This is a genomic window from uncultured Psychroserpens sp. (assembly GCF_947494225.1).
Taxonomy (GTDB): domain Bacteria; phylum Bacteroidota; class Bacteroidia; order Flavobacteriales; family Flavobacteriaceae; genus Psychroserpens.
This window is the reverse complement of the sequence record NZ_CANLUG010000006.1, coordinates 163835-186611: the sequence shown is the minus strand read 5'-3', so window position 1 is coordinate 186611 and position 22777 is coordinate 163835. Positions and strand designations below refer to the sequence as shown.

Below are 22777 nucleotides of genomic sequence, written 5' to 3'. Positions count from 1 at the left end.
TTTAGTTAGTTATTAGTGATTTATACTTTTGGCACAACAATCGTTTGAATGGCCTGTGCGCTAATTTTAATATCTACATTGCTATTGTTTAAATTCAAAGTGAAATTCTTTGCTGTTTTTCCCTCATTAAAAAGAACTACAGCTATAGAATCGTCAGGGTTTTTTACCGCAGTTACCATTAAATCTTTGTCTGGATTTTCAACATCAATTACCACCGCTCCAGGTCTCATATATTTACTAAAATGAGCCATGGTGTAGTAAATAGGTGTGAAATAGACTTCATCGGCTTCTGGATCAACAATAATTGGAGCCACACACCAATTTTTAAACCAGTTAGGTCCTCCTTGTCTGTCCAAAACCATGTTCCAGTCTACCCAGCCATCAACCCAGTTGTTCAAACATCCAATAATATCTCTCGCATAGCGGTTAACAGGCGCATATTTCGGATGCAAATATTTTTGGTCTTCGGCTGCCCAATCCCAGCCCCAATCTGTAGCTTCTTTTTTCCAGTACCATGCATCATCTTTCCATTTCGGTACTTCAGAGTCTACACAACCTTCAGTCTCAATCAGATATTTGTTAGGAGCCTTATTATGCGCATATTGTAGCGCTTCTGGGAAATAATCATAGGTACTCTCATACCAATGAATAGCAGTTCCGTCATAATATTTTGAAGACGCTTCTGTGGCATACATGACATCTACCCATTCTTTAAGCCCTGCTCTATTTTGATCATAGCCTAGAATGATTTTATCACCTTTGCCATCGCTTTCCAATTTTGGTCCTAAATGATGTTGAACAAATTCGGTCATTTCTTCTGGTGTAAAGTGCATACTCTCCCAGTTATTTCCATTTCCGTGAGGTTCATTTTCTACGGTGAATCCCCAAATATCAATACCTTCTGCTTTATAAGCATCTAAATATTTTGAAAAGAACAATGCCCAAGTATCATAATATTTTGGGAGCAATTTCCCACCTACCCATTCGTTATTATCTTTCATCCAAGGTGGTGCTGTCCATGGAGATGCAAAAATATCAAAGCCATCTTCAGAGACTTTCATCGCATCTTTTATCATTGGAATTAAGTCATCCATATCATCTTTTATGGTGAAATGGTCTAAAGTCATATCATTTTCAACAGGCGCATAAGAGTACTGGCTTAGTGAGAAGTCACAAGAATTCATATGAGTACGTGTTAATGAATAATTAGCTCCTTCTCTGCTGAAATAGGCTTTTAATATTTTAGTTCGGTTAGCTTCACTGAGTTGATTTAATAAATAGGCTGAAGATTCAGTGAATGCTCCTCCAAACCCAGTTATAGTTTGAAATTTTTTATCTGGATTTAGCTTTAAAACCGTTAATGAATCTGAAATTGGAAATTCATCAATTTTTGTAAGCTGATTTCCATCTGCGGATGTCTCATAAACTTCTACTTCAAGTAATGTCTGTCCTGTTTCTTTTTTTTCATTACAACTTATCATAAGTACTATTAAAAGGGAATAAAAAATGTAGTTTACTGTTTTCATACTCGACTGTTTTCTTGATCCTGTCTATCGATTGGCCATTATTTCATTTAAAGCTGGTGGTACTAATACATCTTTCATTAGTGCTGCTTTGTCTCCATTATATGTTTTAGATATGGGATTACCATTTCTTGTTAATCCGTCAAAAACATTTGTATCTACTAAATCCCATATTGGGTATTTAGCTTTTCCGTCAATTGTAAATAATCCGAAATGATTTTCAGAACCATTTGGATGCTGTGCATCTTTCCATTGCTCATTAAAGGCTTCAAAATAGAAACATGAGATTCCGGCAGAATTGGTCCATTCTCGCATAAGTTTATAATACAATCCCTGCTTATATTCATCTGTCGCCTTAGAACCATTTGGTCCATAAAATCCTTTAGATACAGTTGCCCAGCCTGTTTCACCAATATGGATTGGTTTATTAACACCAATGCTTTTCATATAATTGGTTACACTATCATATTGGCGTTTTGAAAATTGGATAGCGCGCTTTATGGCAGCATCAATTTTATCTATATCAGACAAATCATTTTCAGCTTCGGGCACACCCCAAAATTCTGGATTATAATGTGAGTTATGATATGGGTAGCTGTGCATTGAAATGTAATCAACTGCTTTAATTAGCTTTTCTAGATCTTCAACATGGTATTGCTCTTCGCCTCCACCCCATGACGCAAAATCATCCGAACTAGTTATCCATATATCTTTTGGTAGTTTTCCGTTTTCTTTTAGTTCTTGCAGATATGTAACCCATTTTAAAATAACGCTAGGTTGGACGTAATAACTTTCTGCCCATTTAACCATTGCTTCATTACCAACAGCTAAAACTTTAACGACATCTGGATATTGATTGGCCAGTGCCACCACTCTTTCAATTTCCGCAGTATTGTTAGGACTCTCAACATCATGATCTATAGGTTGATCTGTCCATGCATTTAGACAATCGATCCACGCACCAAGCATCACATACATCTCAAAATTATCATCATCTTCTTTAAGTTCTGTAATTGCTTTTAAAATATTAGAAGCGTGAGGCAATTGCACATTATATGTGCGCAATACTTTAACACCCATTGCCGACAATAATTTCATATCATCCTTAAGCTCCTCTAGTGTTGGTTGGCTATCTCTTGATTTTTTACGATAACCTCCATAAGATATTGCCAGATAATTAGGATTCCCTAAGATATCTTTAGCAGTCACTTGTTTTGCTGTTTGCATGTGTTTTTTTGATTTTGGGTTTTGATTACAGGCACACATGATTATTGAAACAATAGCAATACATATTATGTTTGTTTTCAATTTCATGCCTATTGGTTTTACTTTAAAACAGATTTATTAATACTCACAACAACTTTCTCAACCAAACCTGATCGTTCAAAAATTTCTTTACTAATAATAGTATCAAGGGCTAAACTATTGAGTGTTTTTAGTGAACTTTGGGTTGTTTCAATTTCTATCCAATCTTCATAACCCATTTTGTAAATTATAGGAACTTGGCAGTAAGTAAATGCCATAGAATGAGCCTCCAGCTCTATTTCCTTCCATTTCATATTTACATCGACATACTTAAACGTTTTAGGTTCGGTTAAGAATTCTTCTTCTCTCAACAAACAAGGGTTAAAAAATAATCTGCCTTGTGTCACAAATATTCCTAACTCCCCAAAACGACTTAAAATATCTTCTTTTACTTGGCCTGTCATTCCGGGCTGCTGAGCTCCTTTTCCTCCAGGCGTATGAGAATAGGGATCTGTTGGAAACGCCCCATACAACGACGGAGATTTATGTACCCCAATTCCTTCGTTAATCTCATAAAAGTGCTCCAATAAATGTCCTATTACTATGTCGTTCTCCTTTTCGGTAACTGCTTTAATACAACATTCTTGGACCGCTAATAATAACTTAGAAACCATATGCCAATAAATGGACCCTAAACCTTCATATCCATAAAATGTTCCAGACCTTCCCGTAAATGCCTTATGGTTAAACACGTCTTCAAAGGCCTGCAATACTTTTGGCGTATCGGATGCCAATAATGATTTATACTTTGTTTCAGAAAGTGCTTCTAATGCTGCAGAAACATCATTCGCATTTTTAAAGTTTCCGTTGAAATGGTATTCCCCATTTACATCACGTTCTATAATTTGAGTATTGCCATCATTCAATAAGTCCTGAAGTAATTTTGATGAAAAAATGGCGTCTTCTGAAATTGTATTCTTATCTAAGAACCCTTTTAGTTCTTTATTAGGATACAGCATGTAGCTGTATTGATCTTCCCTAAAAAGTTTACTTTGCTTTAAAGCATTTAGAACGTTCAGAGCTTCTGTTGCATTTAAATAGCCCGAACTTAAAACGGCTACTTGTCCTTCTAGCATTTCGCTTAAATAAGAAATAGAAATCGAATTATCTGTATTTACAGTCATTAAGTTGTACGCATGATATAAATCATCTGCCCGCTTATTTGCCTTAATAGAATGTTCTAAATAGGATTTGCTAATTGCTATAAAATCTTTCAGTCTATCTAGTGAAAGTGTTCTTTTTCTTCCTGAAAATGCATGATTATAAATATGCGTTCTAAAATCACTTCCTGCTTCTCCTAATTGATCTAAGATTGATTTTTTATCGATATCAGAAATGCTCGCAGATAATAAGGATTTATGATTTTCAAATGTATCCAAAACCTTATTAAGAAAGTCAAATAATTCGACAGAGATTTCGGTTTCATTAACATTTGTGGTGTCAAGTAATTCTTCGAAAAAGTTAAAAAATCTGCGCAGATAATATAGCGTAACCATAGACACGCCATTACCTACCAAAGCATTATTTGCGTCATTCCATTCTGGGCGTTGTGTATTCATCCATATACCACCCTCTGGGATGAAGTTAGATAACTTTGCTAAAGATGTCGCCAAGATTTTTTCAATAAAATTGGCCTTAACAATAAACCTGTTTTCATCTCTCAACAAAGCTCCATCAGCTCCTAATTGTGAGCGTTCTTCTTGGATTTTACGATCTAAGTCTTCATCAAAAATGATAGTGTCTTTTGGATCTTTTAATAAGGCTTTATAAGGCTTTATTTTATAAGGAACATTCGCATAAACGAAAAGGTCTTTCGTAAAAAAACGCTCTAATCTACCAGGCTTGTGATTATTAATGAATTCTAAAAATTTAAGTAAATAAATGATTTGGTGATCACCCCAATACCCAATATAAGACCAAGGATCATCTGGTTCAATTGTTTCCCAATCAAAGCCCCCTTTTGTTACTCTATAGGGATTGTAACCATCAAAAGTTGTAGCATTCAAAAACTTATGAATCATGCTCTCAATAAATTCTGGATAAGAATGTGCTAAGGCCTCCCAGTTTTGAAAAATATCACGCCAATTCCCTTCATAATCTAATATTTTAGATCCATCAACTTCACTTCTTGTATTAATTGAAAATTTATTCCAAGGGCGACTCGGATCTCCATGTCGGCGACTAAACTTTAATGGCATGTATTCCAGACAAAGACGTCTGAAGTTTTTGTCGTCACTAGCGTATGCAATTTTTTGGATTTCTGACAAAGAAAATACATCTGGAAGATTTTCTAAAGTCTTTTCTGACGTGCGCGCAACTTTCTTGTTTGCATTGAATAAGTAATTACTAAAATCCCATTTTTCAATTTGATATCCATTGTCAAAAATTCCACCACGCATAATATTGAACAACGTATTGGCAAAATGACGCGTATCCCTTAAACTATCTGCTGAAACTTGAATAGCATCTGAAGCCGCATTTAGTTCAACCAAACGTTTCGTACCTGCATCGATATTGGCATTAATTTGATCAATTAGAGCATCATTATCTCTAATTTGTTTTGACAATAAAGCTATGTCAGAATGGTTTTGATTAACGTTAGCAACAATCATCCATTCTTTATAATCGTTTGCCGACAGTTCAATTTCTGAAGACACTAAATAGGCTCCCTTTTCGGCTTTAATATCGACTTCCTGTACAATGTCTTCGCCTGATCTGAAATTGTTAAGCTGTAGAGCAGATAACAAGTGTTTAGGGTTATCTAATCCTAACGACCAAACAACATTGGCTCTTAAGGCTTCGCTAGCCTCGGCCTTATCAACAAGAATTGCGCTTAGAGCGTAAATTCCAAGGCCAGTGGCTTCCTCCAGTTCATTTCGCTTGTATGCATCCACAAGGTTGCTCGATTGGTTTTGGATATCACTACCAATGCTGGCTGGCATAATATTTTGAATACCATCTAAGAGTGTTACTTGAACAGTATCTGCTCCTACATTAATGAGTTTAGATTTTTTTATAAAACCGAACATATTACTAGAACTCCATTGGTATCTAAAAATGAGTTCTAGATCATGATTAATCTCTTCAAAAATGATTTTGTTCCCAAACCTGTTTTTATACAAATTTTGAGTTGTAGAATACCTACCCAAAGACCTTATGGCTAAAGGTTCCCACATGAATTCTTGGTTATTCTTAACAACTTTAAAAATCGACTTATTACCAGTAATATCTGCCGACTCTGTAATCTTATCATCTGTATAATATGGAAAGAGTGCATATTCAGAGTTTTTACGTCCCGCCGTTAGTCCTCCATTACTTGATATAAACATCCAGTGATTGGAATCACTCACGATACTCATAAAAAATGGACGAATTTCATCACTATTTGATATCTTATAATAAGACTCATTATCTATGACCAAATCAGTTAACCTGATTCGTTTTTCTTCAGAAATAGTATTATTTCTCATTAAAGTTGTGTCGTTTATCATTATCTATATGCTTAATAAAAGTGCATGTCTTTTTTCTTAAAGCTGAGTATCCATGATATGAATACATTCAACCTTTACTATAAATCGTTTGATAGTTAAAATTTCAAAAATTACTATTGGTATACCCTTATGTAATCTACCAACATGGATTGTGGGAAAACAGAATTTTCGTTTGGAGGACCTGGATAATTACCTCCAACCGCAACATTCATAATAATATAAAATGGCTTGTTAAACACCCATTCTCCAGTAACATCCTCTGGTGTAATTTGATTGTACAATACGTCATCTACGTAGTAGTTGATATAATTTGGACCCCATTCGATACCGAAAATGTGAAACCCTGTATCAAAGCGATCGTTTTCCAATTCGAATGATTTTGTAATTGCTTCGCCAGCAGAATATCCTGGGCCATGAACACTACCATTAATTAATGTAGGTTCTTGACCTCTGTTTTCCATAATATCAATTTCTCCTGTTAATGGCCAAACTACTTCATCAGAATCCGATCCCAACATCCAGAACGCTGGCCAAAGCCCCTGACTCCATGGTAATTGGATTCTTGCTTCGAAACGCCCGTATTGTTGTTCGAATTTATCTTTTGTTTGTATTCTAGCTGACGTATAACCAGACCCTTCAAAAGATTCTTGTCTAGCCGTTATTCTCAGCATTCCGTTTTCAATGACTACATTCTCGGGACGATCTGTATAGTATTGCAATTCGTTATTACCCCAACCTGGCAATCCGATATCTGAGCCATCTCCTATGTCATAAGTCCAAATTGTTGGATCAGGAGCTCCGTTGACATCAAACTCTTGAGACAATGTTAAATTATTCAAGGTCGTTACTGTTTGAGTCTCATCTGTGTTACAATTTGTAAAAACAAACACTATTAGTAATAAACAAGTTATAAGAGAGACATTTTTCATTTTAAAATATTTTTTATCTGTTCTAATTAGCATAACCTTTAACTTTAGTTAATTATTTGTATATCATCATAATAGTAAGTGCTTCCATCTCCTGGCACGCCAGGAATAAATTCAAAGAAAACAACAACTCTAACATAATCTGGAGCAGTATTCATTCCTGAAAAATCCCACTCTAATTCTTCCCATTCATTACTTGTTGTTGTATTCGCATCTAATTCGATACCAACAGAATTATCAGCATTTTCTAGCCTTACTCTAATTGGTATACCTAGTTTAGGTGACCAAACTTTCATTCGTAATTTTTGAGATGTTGAAAAATCAATTGGTGCATCGAGATTGACAAAAGTTCCTGCAAAGAAATCGGCTCCAACCGTTTTTGTAGTTCGCATAACATTAGCCGTAGGATTAATTCCAGTTGGATCTGGATTGGCTTCAATTGCAGGATCAGAACCTGCAAAACCTAAAAAGTCATATGTTAATGTTGTAGACTCCCAACCTATTGGCAATTCTACTTGAGTTGCACCAGAATCATCTACATTGGGCGAAGGATCTATAACCTCTTTGTAATAATAAATATTATCAACATAGATATTTGAAACTGTTGCATCTGAAACGAAGAACAAAAGACCTAATTGATCCCTAACACTTAAACCTGTAAAGTCACCTAATGCAATATCAAAACTCGCCCACCCATTTGACACGAGTTGTGAACTATTTAATGTCACCGATCCAGATATTTCATCTGGAGTTTGAACACCATTGAGTATTTCTAATCTTATAAAATCCCCTGCATCTATTGCTTCTTGTACATTAATATCAACATGGAGGTGTGTCATTTGCGTTGCATCTATTGGAGATACGTTTAAAAATGTACCGACACCTACGAAATTTAAATCTGTATAATTAATAACTTCCTCACCACCAATATTTAATGGAGGTGCACCTCCTAGTGTCGTTTGAAATGGCGCAAAAAAGCCGTTATAATAATCTACTGGTATATTCGTGTAAGCATCACTAAACAAAGATATCACGTTTTCAGGATCTCTATCTGGAATTGGCGCTTGAGTAAACTCTCCTAAGGATTCTAATGTTAAGGATCCTGCAGCATCAATACCACCAAGCGTGGCAGTAATTACGGTAGTTCCCATTCCAACAACATTTACAACGCCTAGTTCATTTACAGTTGCTACACTAGGATTTGAAGATGTAAAATTAAAATATCCAGGTGCCGCTTTTACGATTTCATCAATACCTGTTCCTAAATTAAATGTTTGTCTTAAACCAGTTAGCGGACGTTGAGAACCTATAAAGGTAGTTTCGTTTAAATCATTTCCTTCAAGAATAGCAGGTCTTGGCTGTGCAATAGTACCCAACTTTTCAAATTTTACATCATCTAGCCAAAACGAGAATCCTGTACCACCCTCAGGTCCTTCGGCATACCATAGTAATCCTCTTTCTTCAGTTAATTTTGAAGGGTCTGGAATAGGTATAATATATTTTTTCCAGTTTGTCGTAAGTTGAAGCGATCCTGTAATTTCAGCTTGAAACTTATTCTCACCAAAATCTTGTCCGAATCCAATATCATTTATCGTTCTAGCTTCAGAACCTTTTGCATAAAATGTTAAGGCATCAAATTCTGATAAGTCACGTCCAGAAGATGTGCGGAAAATAGCACCAGCATAACCACCATCAGGATTACCTTCATTAGGTACATCAAATCGCATTGAAGCATCGCTACCACCGAAAGTGGTTTCGGTATCAACAGAAAACGCTTCGAAAAACGAATCTCCAAAAGGAAAGTAATCTAACCCTGCACTAAACCCATCAATAAAAACATCTCCGTTTTGTGGAAATCCAGCTTCTATTGCATCATCAGAAATATCTCTATCACAGCCTACTATAGCCATCGAAATACACGCTAGCAATAGTAAAACCTTTGAATTAATAAACTTTATATTTTTCATTTTTCTAATTTTTATTTTCCTATATTAATATGTACATATGTTCTAATTTCCCATTCAGAACCATCTGGGAATCCAACTGGGCTAACAGGAGGTACTCCAAATTCTGGTGCTTGGTTTGGTAAATATCTTGGAGAGAATTGATCTAAAGATCTCCATGTACCTCTAATACCAACTGTGGTACTAGGAAGAATAAACCAATCTGGTTTACCTAAAGATGTAGACACATCTAACATTAACTGTAGCGGAAATGTTAAGTTAAAATCTCTGTGGTAATCAAATGGTCCCCAATCATTAATTTTAACGTGAGTCTCGAATTTCATTTTCTTATATATCATTCTGATATCTCCCCCGAAACGATCAATTGTTCTCTGACTGTCACCATTAGCTTGCCCATTTCCATAATAAAAATTACCAATGATCCCTAGATCAGGTCCAAGTTTTGACACCATTCTTGAGTGCAACTCCCATAAATCTTCTGCTGGTACAGATGTTGGAAAAGCAAAAAATGTACGATTAGCTAAGAAACCTATATGAGCATCTTGTGTTGTTGGAAGATGGCGAAATACAAAGCCTAAATTCATAGCAAATTTCGCATCTTCAGCTCGGTCGTTATTCCATTCATAGAACCATGTTCCTGGTTCAGGGTCATAGGTGATTAAAATTTCACCTGCCGTTGTTTCACGATTACCTCCCCTTACAGCAAATGGATCATCTATAATATTTCTTAATCTACCAGGTGCTTCTACACCGTCTGGCATTGCATCAATCAAAGGCTTTTGCCACATAAAATTTGGCGCAATTTGAAAATCACCAACAGAGTACGTGAAACCTGTAAGGAAATTGGACATGTTACCACTACCAGAATCTTTTAGTTTCCATCCAGTAAATGTTAAAGTTTGGTCGGCTCCTCCATTGGCAACTAATCCCATTACAGAACCTTGTGCATACCAATTAAATCTGCCACCTGCATAGGCAATCTTCGCTTTTCCTCCCCAATTATCTCTTCCTTCAATTTTATCTTCTACAACTACACCACCTCTCATTGCTTGAAAAGAACTACCATTAAGCGGACTTCCACCCCAGAAACCGCCTAGAGTGACATCAACTTTACCAAATTCTCTTTCAACAACAAGTGTAGCACGCTCAGTTGGCCATGCTGGAATTACACCACTTCGCACCTGATTAGCATCTAAAATACGTCGACCGTTTTGATCAAATTCAATGTCGGTATCAAGATCTCTATGATAGATTCCTGTAATATCGTAATGTCCAACTTTTCGTTGGTATTTTAATAAAGTCGTTGGGTTAGCTCCCCACCATAATTGTGGTCCGAAGGCCGCTTTAAGGCCATCTATTACTCCCTTACCATCTATTTCGAGCCCTAATATTTCACCACCATAAATATCTAAGTTGGGCCCATAATTAGCCTCTGGATACAAGCCAAAGAAATCACCTTCATATCCCCAGTGATAATGACCCGTACGATAGAATCCTCTTAAATCGAAGTCTTTAGCATTCCATTCGAATTCCGCTTGGTAAACTCTTAATCTATTAAAATCTGCAATTTCTACATCTGTATTATTTCCGCCATCGACGCCAGTAACTGTAATTGGTCGTCCTGCGTTTTCATAGAATATTTCATCAATAGGATTTTCTGCTACGTTTCCTAATATATTAAGATTAACCTTTGCCCTCATATTTGGAGCAGGATTCCCTTCAACACCAATAAAGTAAGATTGCATATGGTCAAACCCTAATTGGTTAGGAAATGCATTCACATTTGGATCTTCATTATCTGGTGTTGTAATCAAAGAACCACCAGTGCTAAATGTTGTAAACTTTGCTTGTAAATTGCTAATCCTTATTTTCTGATCTCCTCCTCCTTCAAGTGCAGCTTTATCACCTCTAGCTCTCAAAACAGCATCCATTAATTGAATATTATCAAAATATGTGCGTACAGCCTCAGCTGTCATCCCCTCGGCATATGGGTTTAGCTGATGCGCCTCTTTCAAGGCATAATATGCGGCTCTTGGATATAATTCATAAAGCCCTCTTGGATCCGTTGGTCCTTTTGCACAAATTCCGAACCATTCTTCATTCATATTGTTATCACCTTCGGCAATTTGATCTCTGGAGTATCCTCCATTTGCCCAAGATGCATTATTATCATGTACATCCGCATTTTTTCTGTCGTCAAAACCAAATTTCCACCAACCATCACTAAATTGAAAAGTAAAACCTCCAATTGAATTTCCAGTTTCACCTAATCCGGCGGCATTTTCGTAAATCTCTTTCCAATTTCCTACCATATAATAGGCTTGAGAGTATTGATCCTCTTTATTATCTTTAGCACTAAATGCGTCTGCACCAAATTCTGTAAACATTACAGGAATGTTTAATTCATCTTTTACGGTTTGAAACATATCTCGGAAAGAAACACCTCTATAGGTATTTGTACCATAGATGTCAATATCTGGACATTCCTCAGCAATGATATCAATAAACAAGACATCACCGTTACAAATGGCTACAGGGTGATTACCATCAATAGACTTCATAGCTTTGGTGACTTCATTCATTAATCTATACATTGGCCTTCCTCGATTTTCTCCCACTGCTCTTTTTTGTTCATCTCCTTCAGGAAAATCTTCTGTCTCGGCACCAGCCCAGAATAAACCGTAGTTATTCTCGTTACCTAATAAATACATTAATAAACCAGGGGTATCTTTATACTCCTCTACAAGACTTGTTAATTCATTCATTAAAAGTGTTTGTGTTGCTTCGTCATCATATATTGTTACAGGAGTCCAAACACCATCTATAGTTAAGCCATATCGTCCAAAAGAATGGTTTAACATCGTATAAATACCATAATTTTCATAGATATACTGAATCCATTTGGCTGGCACACCAGTATATTGACGTATTACGTTAACACCCATATTTTTTAAGAGTGCCATTTCTCTATCAAGAGCAGATTTAATAATATCATCAGACTTTTTAAATAAGTTGGCATCTACGACATCATTACCAATAGGAATATAATCCCAATTCATACCATTGATCATAAAATCTTTCCCATCTACTTTTAATCTCATCCCATCACTGGCACTATCTACATAGACCTTATTGGACTGTGAAAAAGTTAAAAATGTGGCGAAGAAAAGAAAGATTACAAGAATGTTGTTCTTCATCATTTAGTTGTTTTTAAATTAGTAATTAAGAGTTGGAACCTCTAAGTTTAATTAATGACTTAGATTTAAGTTTAATAAAACTCCAAAATCTATTTTGAATACTTGATAGGTAAATTTACTCCTATACATTAAGAAAAAGCCAAAAATGACCTCAACAAAAAACATACATCGCAAAAAAAACGCTCTTTTTTTGAGAAATACTCAGTTTTTCGTTTGTTTAATGCTTATTACAGCTACCTTAAACAATTTAACTATAACGATGTAAATTGACAAGAAAGGAAATGTGTATAGGTAATGTATAGGCAAAAACAGCCCATGTATAGTGTCTAAATTTCCAAAATATAATTTGTTAAGCTAGATTCATGTGGTAAATCCATTTTTTTGCGAAGTCTATAGCGTTTCACTTCGACGCTACGAGAGGAAATATTTAACAATGGAGCAATCTCTTTTGAAGATAAATTTAGTCTAAGATAAGCGCAAAGTCTAAGATCGTTTGGTGTTAAGGACGGATGTTTAGCCTTTACTTTTTTAAGAAAATCCTTATCTGCATTATTGAAAGCCTCTTCAAAGAACTTCCAATCGTCTGTATTGTTTAGGTTTTTATCAATAATTTTTATAACCGAGTTAAGACCTTCCGTTTTATTAACACCTTTGAGCTCTTCTTTAATGCTATTTAGGAATTCATTCTTTTTAATAAGGCTCATCGTCGAAATTGCAAGTTCTCTATTTTTATTATCAATATCTTGCTTTAACTGTTCGTTTCTTAGCGACATGAGCTGTTGTTCATTTTCTAATTCTTTAAGTTCTAATTCACGTTCTGCCTCTATAATTAGTTTATCTTTCTGTTTCTTGTAATTTCTTTTGTAAATATTATGAGTAATAATTGCGAAAGCTATCAGCGACAACGCATAAATAAGCACCAATAGATTTGACAAATACCATGGTTTTTTAATAGAGAACGAATATTCGGCAGTGTTTTCGGTTATTTGATTTCCAACGCGACCTCGAACATAAAACGTGTAATCTCCAAAAGGCAAATTCTTAAACAGCTCTGATGAGGACTTAGACCATGAGCTCCATTTATCATAATCTCCGTCTAGCTTGTATTGATATTCAGACTCTAAATATTTATCGAATTCCGCAATACTATAAGTGAATTCGAAATTGTTGCTTTTATTATGAAATTCCTTATTCGTTTTGGTTTCTATTGTTCGGCTTTCGGAGTCTAATGCATAATTAGATATTGAATTTATTTGGATATTATAAGATCTATTTCTCATTTTATTCAAATCCACAACAATGTACCCAAATGAAGAACCGATAAGGTATTTCTGATTATCTATAGGAATAATATTCTCATATCCAGTTATACTTTCTCTCAATTCGCTTGATAACGGTATCCTTGTAATTTGTGGTGTATCACTAAGCAACCCAGGCGATATAAAGTTTATGTTTCTTTTTGAAAAACTCCAAAGTTTACCTGGTGTATTCACCAATTTACCAGACACATACGTTTTAGGGTTATAAACTTCACTTAAAACAGTGTCTTTTTTAAACAGGTCTTCACTGCTATCAAAAGCATAAATACCGTCCTTGTATGCATATAGAATATCAGAATTGAATCTAAGCAAACTAGCGTGTAATCCCTTATTTACAGTGGTATCTTTTTTCACCTCCAACACTTCTTCATAGCCACTATTAACATCTAATTTATAGACACCTTTATACTCGTGACTCACAAGAATATGATTTCTATCTAGTAGCTCAAAAAATTTAGAAGATATATCGAATCCATCAATTTTATTTCTAAGTTGCCAATCGTCGTTAACTTTTTCTAAAATGCTCAAACCATTGTAACTTCCCTTTAATAAAAGGTTTTCATTATGAGGTATCTGTTTTATGCCCCAAGTACCTGCGACATCAAATATTTGCTTCATACCATCGTCGTTAATAATAAAAGTACCTAAATCATGACCACAAAAAAGAGTGTCATCATATACTTCTAAACTCCAAACTTGTCCTTTTGTTCCATCCACAAGTTCGAACTCTTCAAGAACATCAAGTAGTTTAACAAATAATCCTTGATTTGTTCCAAGGTATAATTTATTTCGGTAGACTTTTGCTGCATGCACAGCTCCCAATTGTCCTTTTTCGTCATTATATACACTAAACGGAGATGAGCTGTTAATACAATTAATGCCGTTATCTAAACCAAGCCAAATATTGTCGGTTTTATCTTCAAAAACGGAAAGAACTGTATTATTGGACAAGCCATTTTTTTGATTATAACTATAGACTATCCTACCTTCGTTGTTAAGTACAATAATACCATTAGAAATTGTTCCAATCGCAAAACTTCCGTCTTTTAATCTCATACTGCTATAGGTCGTGAGACTTGAAACAACTTCATTTGACGGAACATCCCATTTAGAAAGCACACCATCATCTAAAACAAAAAAACCTTTTTGATTTGTTTGAATGATAAAGTTCCCGTCAATACTGAATATGTTTATAATTCGGTTTGTTTTCAAAAAATCATCATCTGAAAACAATGTTTCTTTACCATTTTCAATTTTAAAAACACCTTGATTCAGTTTTTGATAATAAATGGTATTGTTAACTTCAACCATCTTAGTTAAAGTTGTTTCTGAATTAATAACATTGAACACTTTCGATTTTGTGTTGTAACTATAAAGCCTATTTAAAGACTGAAATACTATAAATTCATCCAAAGCAATAATATTCCATATCTGTTCATCTTCAATCATTGGTGACTTAAGGTCTTTAGACAAAGAGGTATATCCCAACTGGTTAAGACTATCGCGCTTCCAATAACCAAATTCCATATAACAACCAGTATATATTGTGTTTTCAACAGCTTTTACAGAACGTAATATTGTTTGATTGGGCGTCTTGTATAACTTCCATTTGGCACCATTGAATTCTAATAAACCAATGTTATTAGCGACATAGATATAATCATTTTCAGATTGGCTAATAGACCAGTTTTGAGTTTCGGCATTATAAACCTCTGGCAAATAAACCTGAATAGGTGGTATTTCTTGTGCATTAACAGATATTGTAGTTAATCCTAAGAATAAAAAAAAGATGCTCTTGTATATTGACATTTGGACCTAAATAGATGAATTGAGTACAATATACGATTTTGTATGGTTATATAGACAAGGAATATAGTACCTATACAAAAGACGTCAACTGCCCATACATTTAAACATAAATATCAACAAACAAGAGGGTCAAATCAATTCGCTCGCTGATCCTTATCATATTTCATTAGTTCTAATCAAGGTTTAAATCAATATCTTGTAAAGAAGCGTCTCTAATTTATTTGTTTAAAACAGTTGTTATTTTCCGTTCAAATTCTTCAAATTGTTCATTCAATACCTTTATAGACTTCTCCTTATCCTTCTCATCCATAAATGAATAATCAATACTATTGTAGACATATTCCTTAATCGTTTCATAGGACGGTTTATAATTCGTAGCCAATAACATATATTCATTTGACAAGTTATTTCTAGACACGCCCGAATCGTCGGTTGAAATGACTAAAGGTACACCATAGTTTGAATAAATTAAATAGGGATGTTCTCTACCTTCAACACCAAGGATGAACTTGTTACTGGTTAAATTAATTTCGATTGCAGCTTGATTTTTAAGTTTAGATAATAATTTATATGATTCATTTTCATAGGGTAGATCAACACCGTGTCCTATTCTTTGCGCACCTGCTATATCTAAAGCCTGATTAATATGAAATAATAAATTCTTTGGTCTTACCATTCCGATTGTAAGTTCACCTGCATGTAAAGCTCTATTGACATCTGGATATTGCCTTTTAAGGTAATTATACATTTGCATATGCAGTGTATAGTTTTTTAGAGCAACATAGTTGTTTTCAGGAGCTACAATATTAACACCTACTAGTAAAGGTGTTTTAGTATTGGCAATATATGCTGAAAGAAGATCTGTATATACCTGTAATGGTTCTAGAACTCTAACGCCATAGCTTTGGAATCTCATGGTGAAATTATCAGTATCAATACCCTCATGATCCTTAACTATTTTATCTACAAATGTATCTATCTCATTTTCGAAAGCTGTATTGTTTAAGTAGACCTTATCTATTTCTTTTAGAATTTCATCTACATCTTCCTGTGTCTTTACTAGTTCTAATAACGTGTTGAAGTCGTTATCTTGAGGAAAATAATCACTGCTAGACACACCCACTGCACTTAACATGGTTTCAATGTAGGATACATTTTCATTAATAGCTCTTTCCTTTAAAATATTCAATCCTATATTCATGTATTCGTCAGAAACGGCTCCAAAATAACCAAACGTATTAAAGAATTGTAAATCTGGTGGCGGTTCAGAATGATCATGATTTGCAAAATCTAGATCTGACCAAAGTTCTAACAACTGCCTATATAGTGCTGTGTTTTTTATAACCTCATCTGCTGTTAATAGCGTACAACCTTGGGTTTCGGAGACATCCTTAATTATTTTTAACGAACAACTATCTATTCGCCAATTCTTATCTCCTACCCAATCTAAATAGGTTTCTGCATATATGGATCCTGTATAATGATGATGAATATCACCACCTTTAGGCATATTAGTAAAAAATTGATTTAACTCTGCGATGTCATTTGTTTCTACCAGTTTCTCATAGAAATCTGATGTTGTTTCAAAATCTAACTTATCATTTGTTTTTTTACAGCCTAATATGCACAGGCAAAAACTCATTATTACAATATTTTTCATAAGACTAGTCATTATCTTCTACATTTGCTTTTAACTGTTGCAATACATAATCATAAAAAGCATCTGAGTTTTTCAAATTAAAATAAACAGATTGTGCATTTCTATTTTCCATTTGATGTATCCAGCCCTGAGTGTCATTTCCCCATTCTTCTATTGTTAAAGATATCTCTTCTGGATCTGCGAAGATGTCATTTGCAGCAGTTCCTAGGAAACATGTGGCTAAAGTATTCCACATTTCATAAAATGGCTCATCTTTTACCAAACCATAAGCTTCACTAACAAATTGTGAAAGATTAAAATCCTTTGCCTGCGCGGCAAGTTCAGTTTTAAATGCATCTGTAATCTTTGCCTTATCTGTAATGTCCAGTGGAAACATATGAATCCCGCTAAACGTAGTAAACAATTCGTTAACCGCAAAAGGATCCCAAAAGGCATTCCATTCGGCTTTATCATTTGCTATTTCCCGAGGCACAGAAACCGTTTTATCATACAAATTTCCTTTCACAAAAATGGCACCTCCCATCCAAATAACTTTCTTAATTCCTTTAATAAGTTCTGGGCGTCTTTTTAACACTGTGGTAATTGCTGTAATCGGACCTGTAGCTAATACAATTACAGGTTCGCTCATTATCATGGCCTCCAATAACAATACTTCTATCATATCTTCTCCAGATTGATATGGCGGCGTTACATGACTCTTAAAAGGATATAAGGATTCTATAGTGCCCATTGTAATGCAATCTTTCCTATAAGACCAAGGAAAGGCGTTCCATCCTCTAGCCATACTTAAAGTTAGTGGAATATTCTTTTTCTCTAAACCTAGAAATTGATGTACTTTACTAGATGTATCCATAGCTGGAGTAGCAATACAATCGGCATTGGTTACAACAATACCTTTAATATCTATATTTGGCATTGAACTAAGCACTGCTGTGGACACAAAATCATCAATTGCGGCACTATGATTAAAAATTACTGGTGTTGGTTTTGAAGTTGTCATATTTTTATTTTTTTACTAAAGTTTATTTAAGAGTCATTTGATCTAATGCCACATGGCAAGCTGCTTGTATTTTAGGTATTGTTGCAGGTGCTGTCATTTCTACCCATCCTTCATGGCCGACTTCTTTATAAAATGCAAGTATGGCTTGTTTGATAGCAAAAAACACAGAGTTGGCAAGTACTAAAGGTGGTTCTCCTATACCCTTTGAAGATTTCACAGCTCTTGCTGCGAGTTTTGGATCTAATCTTTCTTGTGGAGTCAATCGATCATCAAATATCGAAATTCTAAAATCTGTAGGTATGGATTTTGTCCCTGGAGGTTTATAATCCCAGGTATTCACAGAAGTTATGGCTTCTTTTGGAATACCTTCAATTGGTGTCTCTTTTGGTCCTTGTTTAATCATTTCCTCGGTCGTTAAATACCCCAATCCTTGAACAAACGCACCTTCTAACTGACCTACATCAATTAAAGGGTTAAGACTTTTTCCTAAATCAAATAAGATATCTGTTCGTTTTGTTTCGAATTCTCCTGTTAGAATGTCTACTTCAACCTCACTTACAGCGGCAGAATATGTAAAGTAAAAGAAGGGTCTGCCTATTGGATCTGTGTTATCTACAACATCATGATGAGGGGCTCTATATCTAGCAGACTCACTTAAGTTTATTCGACTTGAATAGGCCCATTCTATAATCAATGGCCATACCTCAGACCAATGGTCTCTCCAGTTACGTACAATAGTCTTAACTTTTAAGGCATCCTGAGAATCGGCCTCTACAGCTTCAGCAAAATATAGGACATTATCTTCTAGATCAATACACATTTGTTCTAGGCGGTTTCTCAGTGCTAAACACGCTTTTTGAACTGCGCCTCCATTAAGATCAGATCCTGTAGATGCTGCTGTAGCAGAGGCATTATTAACAATATTAGTATTCGTTTCTGCCATTTTAATATATGAAATTGGAATACCCAATGCTTCTGCAGCAATTTGAGCCATTTTAGTTTGAATACCTTGCCCCATTTCAACGCCACCATGATGTACCAAAACAGAACCATCTCCAGAATAAACTAATACATAAGCTCCTCCTTGATTTAAAGCTCCTCTCGGACCATTAAAAGAAATCCCATATTTTAAAGGAATCATAGAAATTCCTTTCTTTTTCCATTTATTATTGGCGTTAAATTCTTCAATGCTGCCTTTTCGTTTTTCAAAGTCTGAGGACGTTTTTAAGTCGGTCCATATCTGATTGATATTGTTCCATTTCAATCCTGTTAAATATGGCGTATAATCGTAAGATGTGGTACTAAAATCTTTTAAAGTGATAAGTTTATCAATATTTGACGGTCCTATTAAACCTTCAATATTATGACTATTTATAGCCATTTCTAATTCAGTTTCATCCTTATACACTACATCCTTTAAAACTTCCAAACTATGCAATGTTGATTTATCAAAACCAAACATTTCTAAGACACTTAATGTCCAATCTGTAATTTGAAAACTTGTCCATTTAACTTGTCCATCTTTATAAAAATTGCGCTCTCTAATTTCTTCTGGGCTAATACCACACTCAAAAGCCGTTCGTTCAATACATTCTTCGAGTATGTTCATACTTTGAACCAAACCAAAAGCTCTAAATGCTGTGTTGCTTATCTCATTAGTTTGACAGACGTTACCAGTAACTTTTAAATGTTTAATATTATAGGCATTATCGCCACTTAATACAGATAAGTCCATTACGGGAAAAGAAAGGTCATAAGTATTTCCTCCATTGGAAATATAATTCATTACCATTCCTGTTATTTTACCAGACGGCTCAAATTGTGTTGCAAAGTGACCATAAAACGGATGTCTATTTCCACACATAATGAAGTTAGTTTCTCTAGACATTTTTAAACGAACTGGGCAATTGTGCTTATGAGAAGCGATGGCAATTGGTCCAGCAATAAATCGAGCTCTAGATTGCCTACCTCCAAATCCGCCTCCAAGTCGTTGTACAGTTACTTTTACATCAGCTGCATCGATACCTAAAATACTCGCTACAACACTCTGGTCGTCGGCCAAATTTTGCGTTGTAGAATACAATATCATATCTTTATTTTCACCTGGAATAATTAGACCAGTCATGGTTTCCATGTAGAAATGGTTTTGATATCCTGTGGCATGATTTCCGTGAGAAAAACTGTGTTCAATATTAGCATCTCCATGAGCTAATCTTTCTAAGTTTTCAAGAATAGCAGTATCACTACCTGGTCTAATCATTTCTTCAATATGACTTAAACCTGGATTTGTACTTGGAGATTGAGGAAAATAGTGTCGTTTTTGTAATGCTTCATCAATGTAAATTCCTGGTTGCTCTTCATACTTTATGCAATGTCGTCTTATATACTCGGCAATGGTATTTGATAAGGCTTCGGTCTTTGCTAAAACAATGGCAAGAGGTGCCCCTATCGTAGTAATCTCTTCAGGAAAAAAGACCTCAGAATCTTCTCCTTTTTTAAGAATTAGTGTCGGTATTTGATCATCTTCTGAAGGTACAAATAGAGGATCGTCTAATCCCGCTCCTCCCCAATTATTTAAGCGATTATCCTCGTGAATATCAGCATAAGTAATTAAATCGGCAAAACCTGAAAATTTATCACTTAAGAAGTGTACCAATTCCTCTACACTTACTTTTTCTTTACGTGGTAGACAATAATGAAAAGTTCCCTTTGAAATTGTACTGTAGACAAACGCCGCTTCCAAAGTATTTGGAGGTGTTAATACGCTGGACGTATAGATGGCTTCTCCTGTAGCCTGCATGAAAGCGGATAGCTTTACAAAAGGTGCTGATACTGGTAGTTCATCTTCATATGAATTATAAAACTGAATACCTGATGAAATATCGTCGTGCAAATTATCATTCAACGAATCTATATGTTCTGAAACTTTAATATGTCGTTGTTTACATACTGAAACAAAAAATTTATAGAATAATGAAGACACCAAATTTTGACGATAAGAAAACGGTATTTGATTGATCTCTAAAGGTTCATTACAATCATTTTTTGGCGGTTCATAATTTCCAATTTCATCTCTAATTAAATGCAATGCATTACTTAAAGTATCCTCATTCCATGGCATTCCAGATAACATTTTAGACACATGAGATAAAATGACAGGTTTAAATTTGAGTCCCTCGGAAGTATCATCATAGCTAGCATTGATTCCATTTACGACAAAATGACTTTCTACGACCTGTTCATTATTATCCAATGTTACCTTAAATCCAGCATTTACTATGGCATGACAATCTTCCACACGCCTGCGAATTTTGAAGGTTTTTATGTAGTCATTCTTCTTTGTATAAGGTATTGTAATGGCATAATAAATAGCATCTTTACCTAACTCCGAAGCCTTTGGCAATTTCAGAATTGGATATGTTACTGTTGAAGTATCCTTACTCGTTTTCACCGTTATTGTCGCCTCAAGAGTTGCTAAAACCAAAACCAAATCTGAGAGAAACCCTTTGTTGGTTCCAATAAAAATATTTCCAGCTAGAGTTGCTTCATTTCGCACTTGCAGATTGGCTACTTTATGAAGATGTTCCTTTAAAGCGACAAGCCCCTTACTTAAAGGTTCTTCCAGTTTTTCTATTTGATTTTCAAGCACATCCAAAAACCTAGACAACGTAATTTGCCCGCCAACAGTTAAGCTATTCTCTGTAGATTTAACAGATTGTAGTTCGGTGATTTTAGAAATATCAATAATACATTTTGGATCTTGATAGGCTTCATTATAATTTGCTTTGGTAGGATAAATTCCAACTGCTGTATTACCGCTCATCAGCTGCAAGTTAGGACCTACAGGACCATACTCATCTAATAAACCAAATAACTCTGGGAGTACTGTTGGTCTAAAATAACTATAGTCATTCTGGCTAAAATGAAGGCTGCCTGGGTTTTCCATATACTGTGCAAAGCCCTTAGGAATATTGATTTTCGTGGCATGTGGTTGTGCCTTTGGTTTATAATTAGGATCTAATTCTATTTCTGGTATATGCTTTGGTGGTTTATAATTACTCGCCAATTTTTTAAAGCCATCTAATATTGGACGATACCCTGTACATCGACAGATATTCCCATCAAATAATTCCTCAACTTCCCTTACATTTGGCTTTGAATCTTCCTGCATTCTTGTAAACATATTCATAACAAAACCTGGCGTACAATAACCACATTGAGAACCATTATTAGCAGCAATAGTCCATTGTATTTCGTCTACTGCTGTTTTAACATTACCAATGCCTTGAGTGGTTGTTATCAATGTACCATCTATAGAGGATAATGGGCGTAGGCATGCATTAATAGCTCGGTTGGTTATTTTTCTCAGCACCTTGTCATAACCCGTTAACATTACAGTACAAGCACCACAACCTCCTTGTCCGCAAGCTATTTTGGTTCCGCCTTTTCCAATCTCGGGCAAATGCAAAAAATCTATAAGTCGCATTTTGGGAGACACATTAAACAAGGTCATTTTTTTACCATCGAGATAAAACGTAAGGTGATTTTTATACTCAGAAACTTCCATATAATTTGTATTAATT

At 35.0% G+C, this 22777-nt stretch carries 10 protein-coding genes; all 10 read right to left on the bottom strand.

From position 1 onward, the window contains the following. Positions 1 to 20: 20 nt before the first annotated feature. The 10 genes from Q0893_RS14320 to Q0893_RS14275 all read right to left on the bottom strand — a co-directional run bounded on the left by Q0893_RS14320 (position 21) and on the right by Q0893_RS14275 (position 22761). Positions 21 to 1526, bottom strand: coding sequence for a glycoside hydrolase family 30 protein (locus Q0893_RS14320; protein WP_298902883.1), 1506 nt, complete (start codon positions 1524 to 1526; stop codon positions 21 to 23). A gap of 24 nt (positions 1527 to 1550) precedes the next feature. Beyond that, a complete protein-coding gene (locus Q0893_RS14315) occupies positions 1551 to 2837 on the bottom strand; it encodes a glycosyl hydrolase family 17 protein (RefSeq protein WP_299276872.1) in 1287 nt (428 codons plus the stop codon). Positions 2838 to 2848: 11 nt separating this feature from the next. Next, complete coding sequence (locus Q0893_RS14310) at positions 2849 to 6319, bottom strand: hypothetical protein (RefSeq protein WP_299276869.1); 3471 nt, start codon at positions 6317 to 6319, stop codon at positions 2849 to 2851. 113 nt (positions 6320 to 6432) lie between these two features. Next, positions 6433 to 7248: a glycoside hydrolase family 16 protein gene (locus Q0893_RS14305; protein WP_298902886.1), complete on the bottom strand. Its 816-nt coding sequence runs from the start codon at positions 7246 to 7248 to the stop codon at positions 6433 to 6435. Positions 7249 to 7292: 44 nt separating this feature from the next. Further along, positions 7293 to 9212 (bottom strand): carbohydrate-binding protein, encoded by a 1920-nt coding sequence (locus Q0893_RS14300; protein WP_299276865.1) that lies wholly within the window; start codon positions 9210 to 9212, stop codon positions 7293 to 7295. Between the two features lie 11 nt (positions 9213 to 9223). Next, on the bottom strand, positions 9224 to 12406 hold the full coding sequence (locus tag Q0893_RS14295) for a glycosidase (protein ID WP_299277087.1): 3183 nt from the start codon (positions 12404 to 12406) through the stop codon (positions 9224 to 9226). 326 nt (positions 12407 to 12732) lie between these two features. Continuing rightward, positions 12733 to 15534 carry a LuxR C-terminal-related transcriptional regulator gene (locus tag Q0893_RS14290; protein ID WP_299276862.1) on the bottom strand — a complete coding sequence of 934 codons (2802 nt, stop codon included), beginning with the start codon at positions 15532 to 15534 and terminating at the stop codon, positions 12733 to 12735. Between the two features lie 217 nt (positions 15535 to 15751). After that, a complete protein-coding gene (locus Q0893_RS14285) occupies positions 15752 to 17194 on the bottom strand; it encodes an adenosine deaminase (RefSeq protein WP_298902891.1) in 1443 nt (480 codons plus the stop codon). A 4-nt stretch (positions 17195 to 17198) separates the two neighbouring features. Beyond that, positions 17199 to 18194: a nucleoside hydrolase gene (locus tag Q0893_RS14280; protein ID WP_298902892.1), complete on the bottom strand. Its 996-nt coding sequence runs from the start codon at positions 18192 to 18194 to the stop codon at positions 17199 to 17201. 22 nt (positions 18195 to 18216) lie between these two features. Next, complete coding sequence (locus Q0893_RS14275) at positions 18217 to 22761, bottom strand: molybdopterin cofactor-binding domain-containing protein (protein WP_299276857.1); 4545 nt, start codon at positions 22759 to 22761, stop codon at positions 18217 to 18219. Positions 22762 to 22777 lie beyond the last annotated feature (16 nt).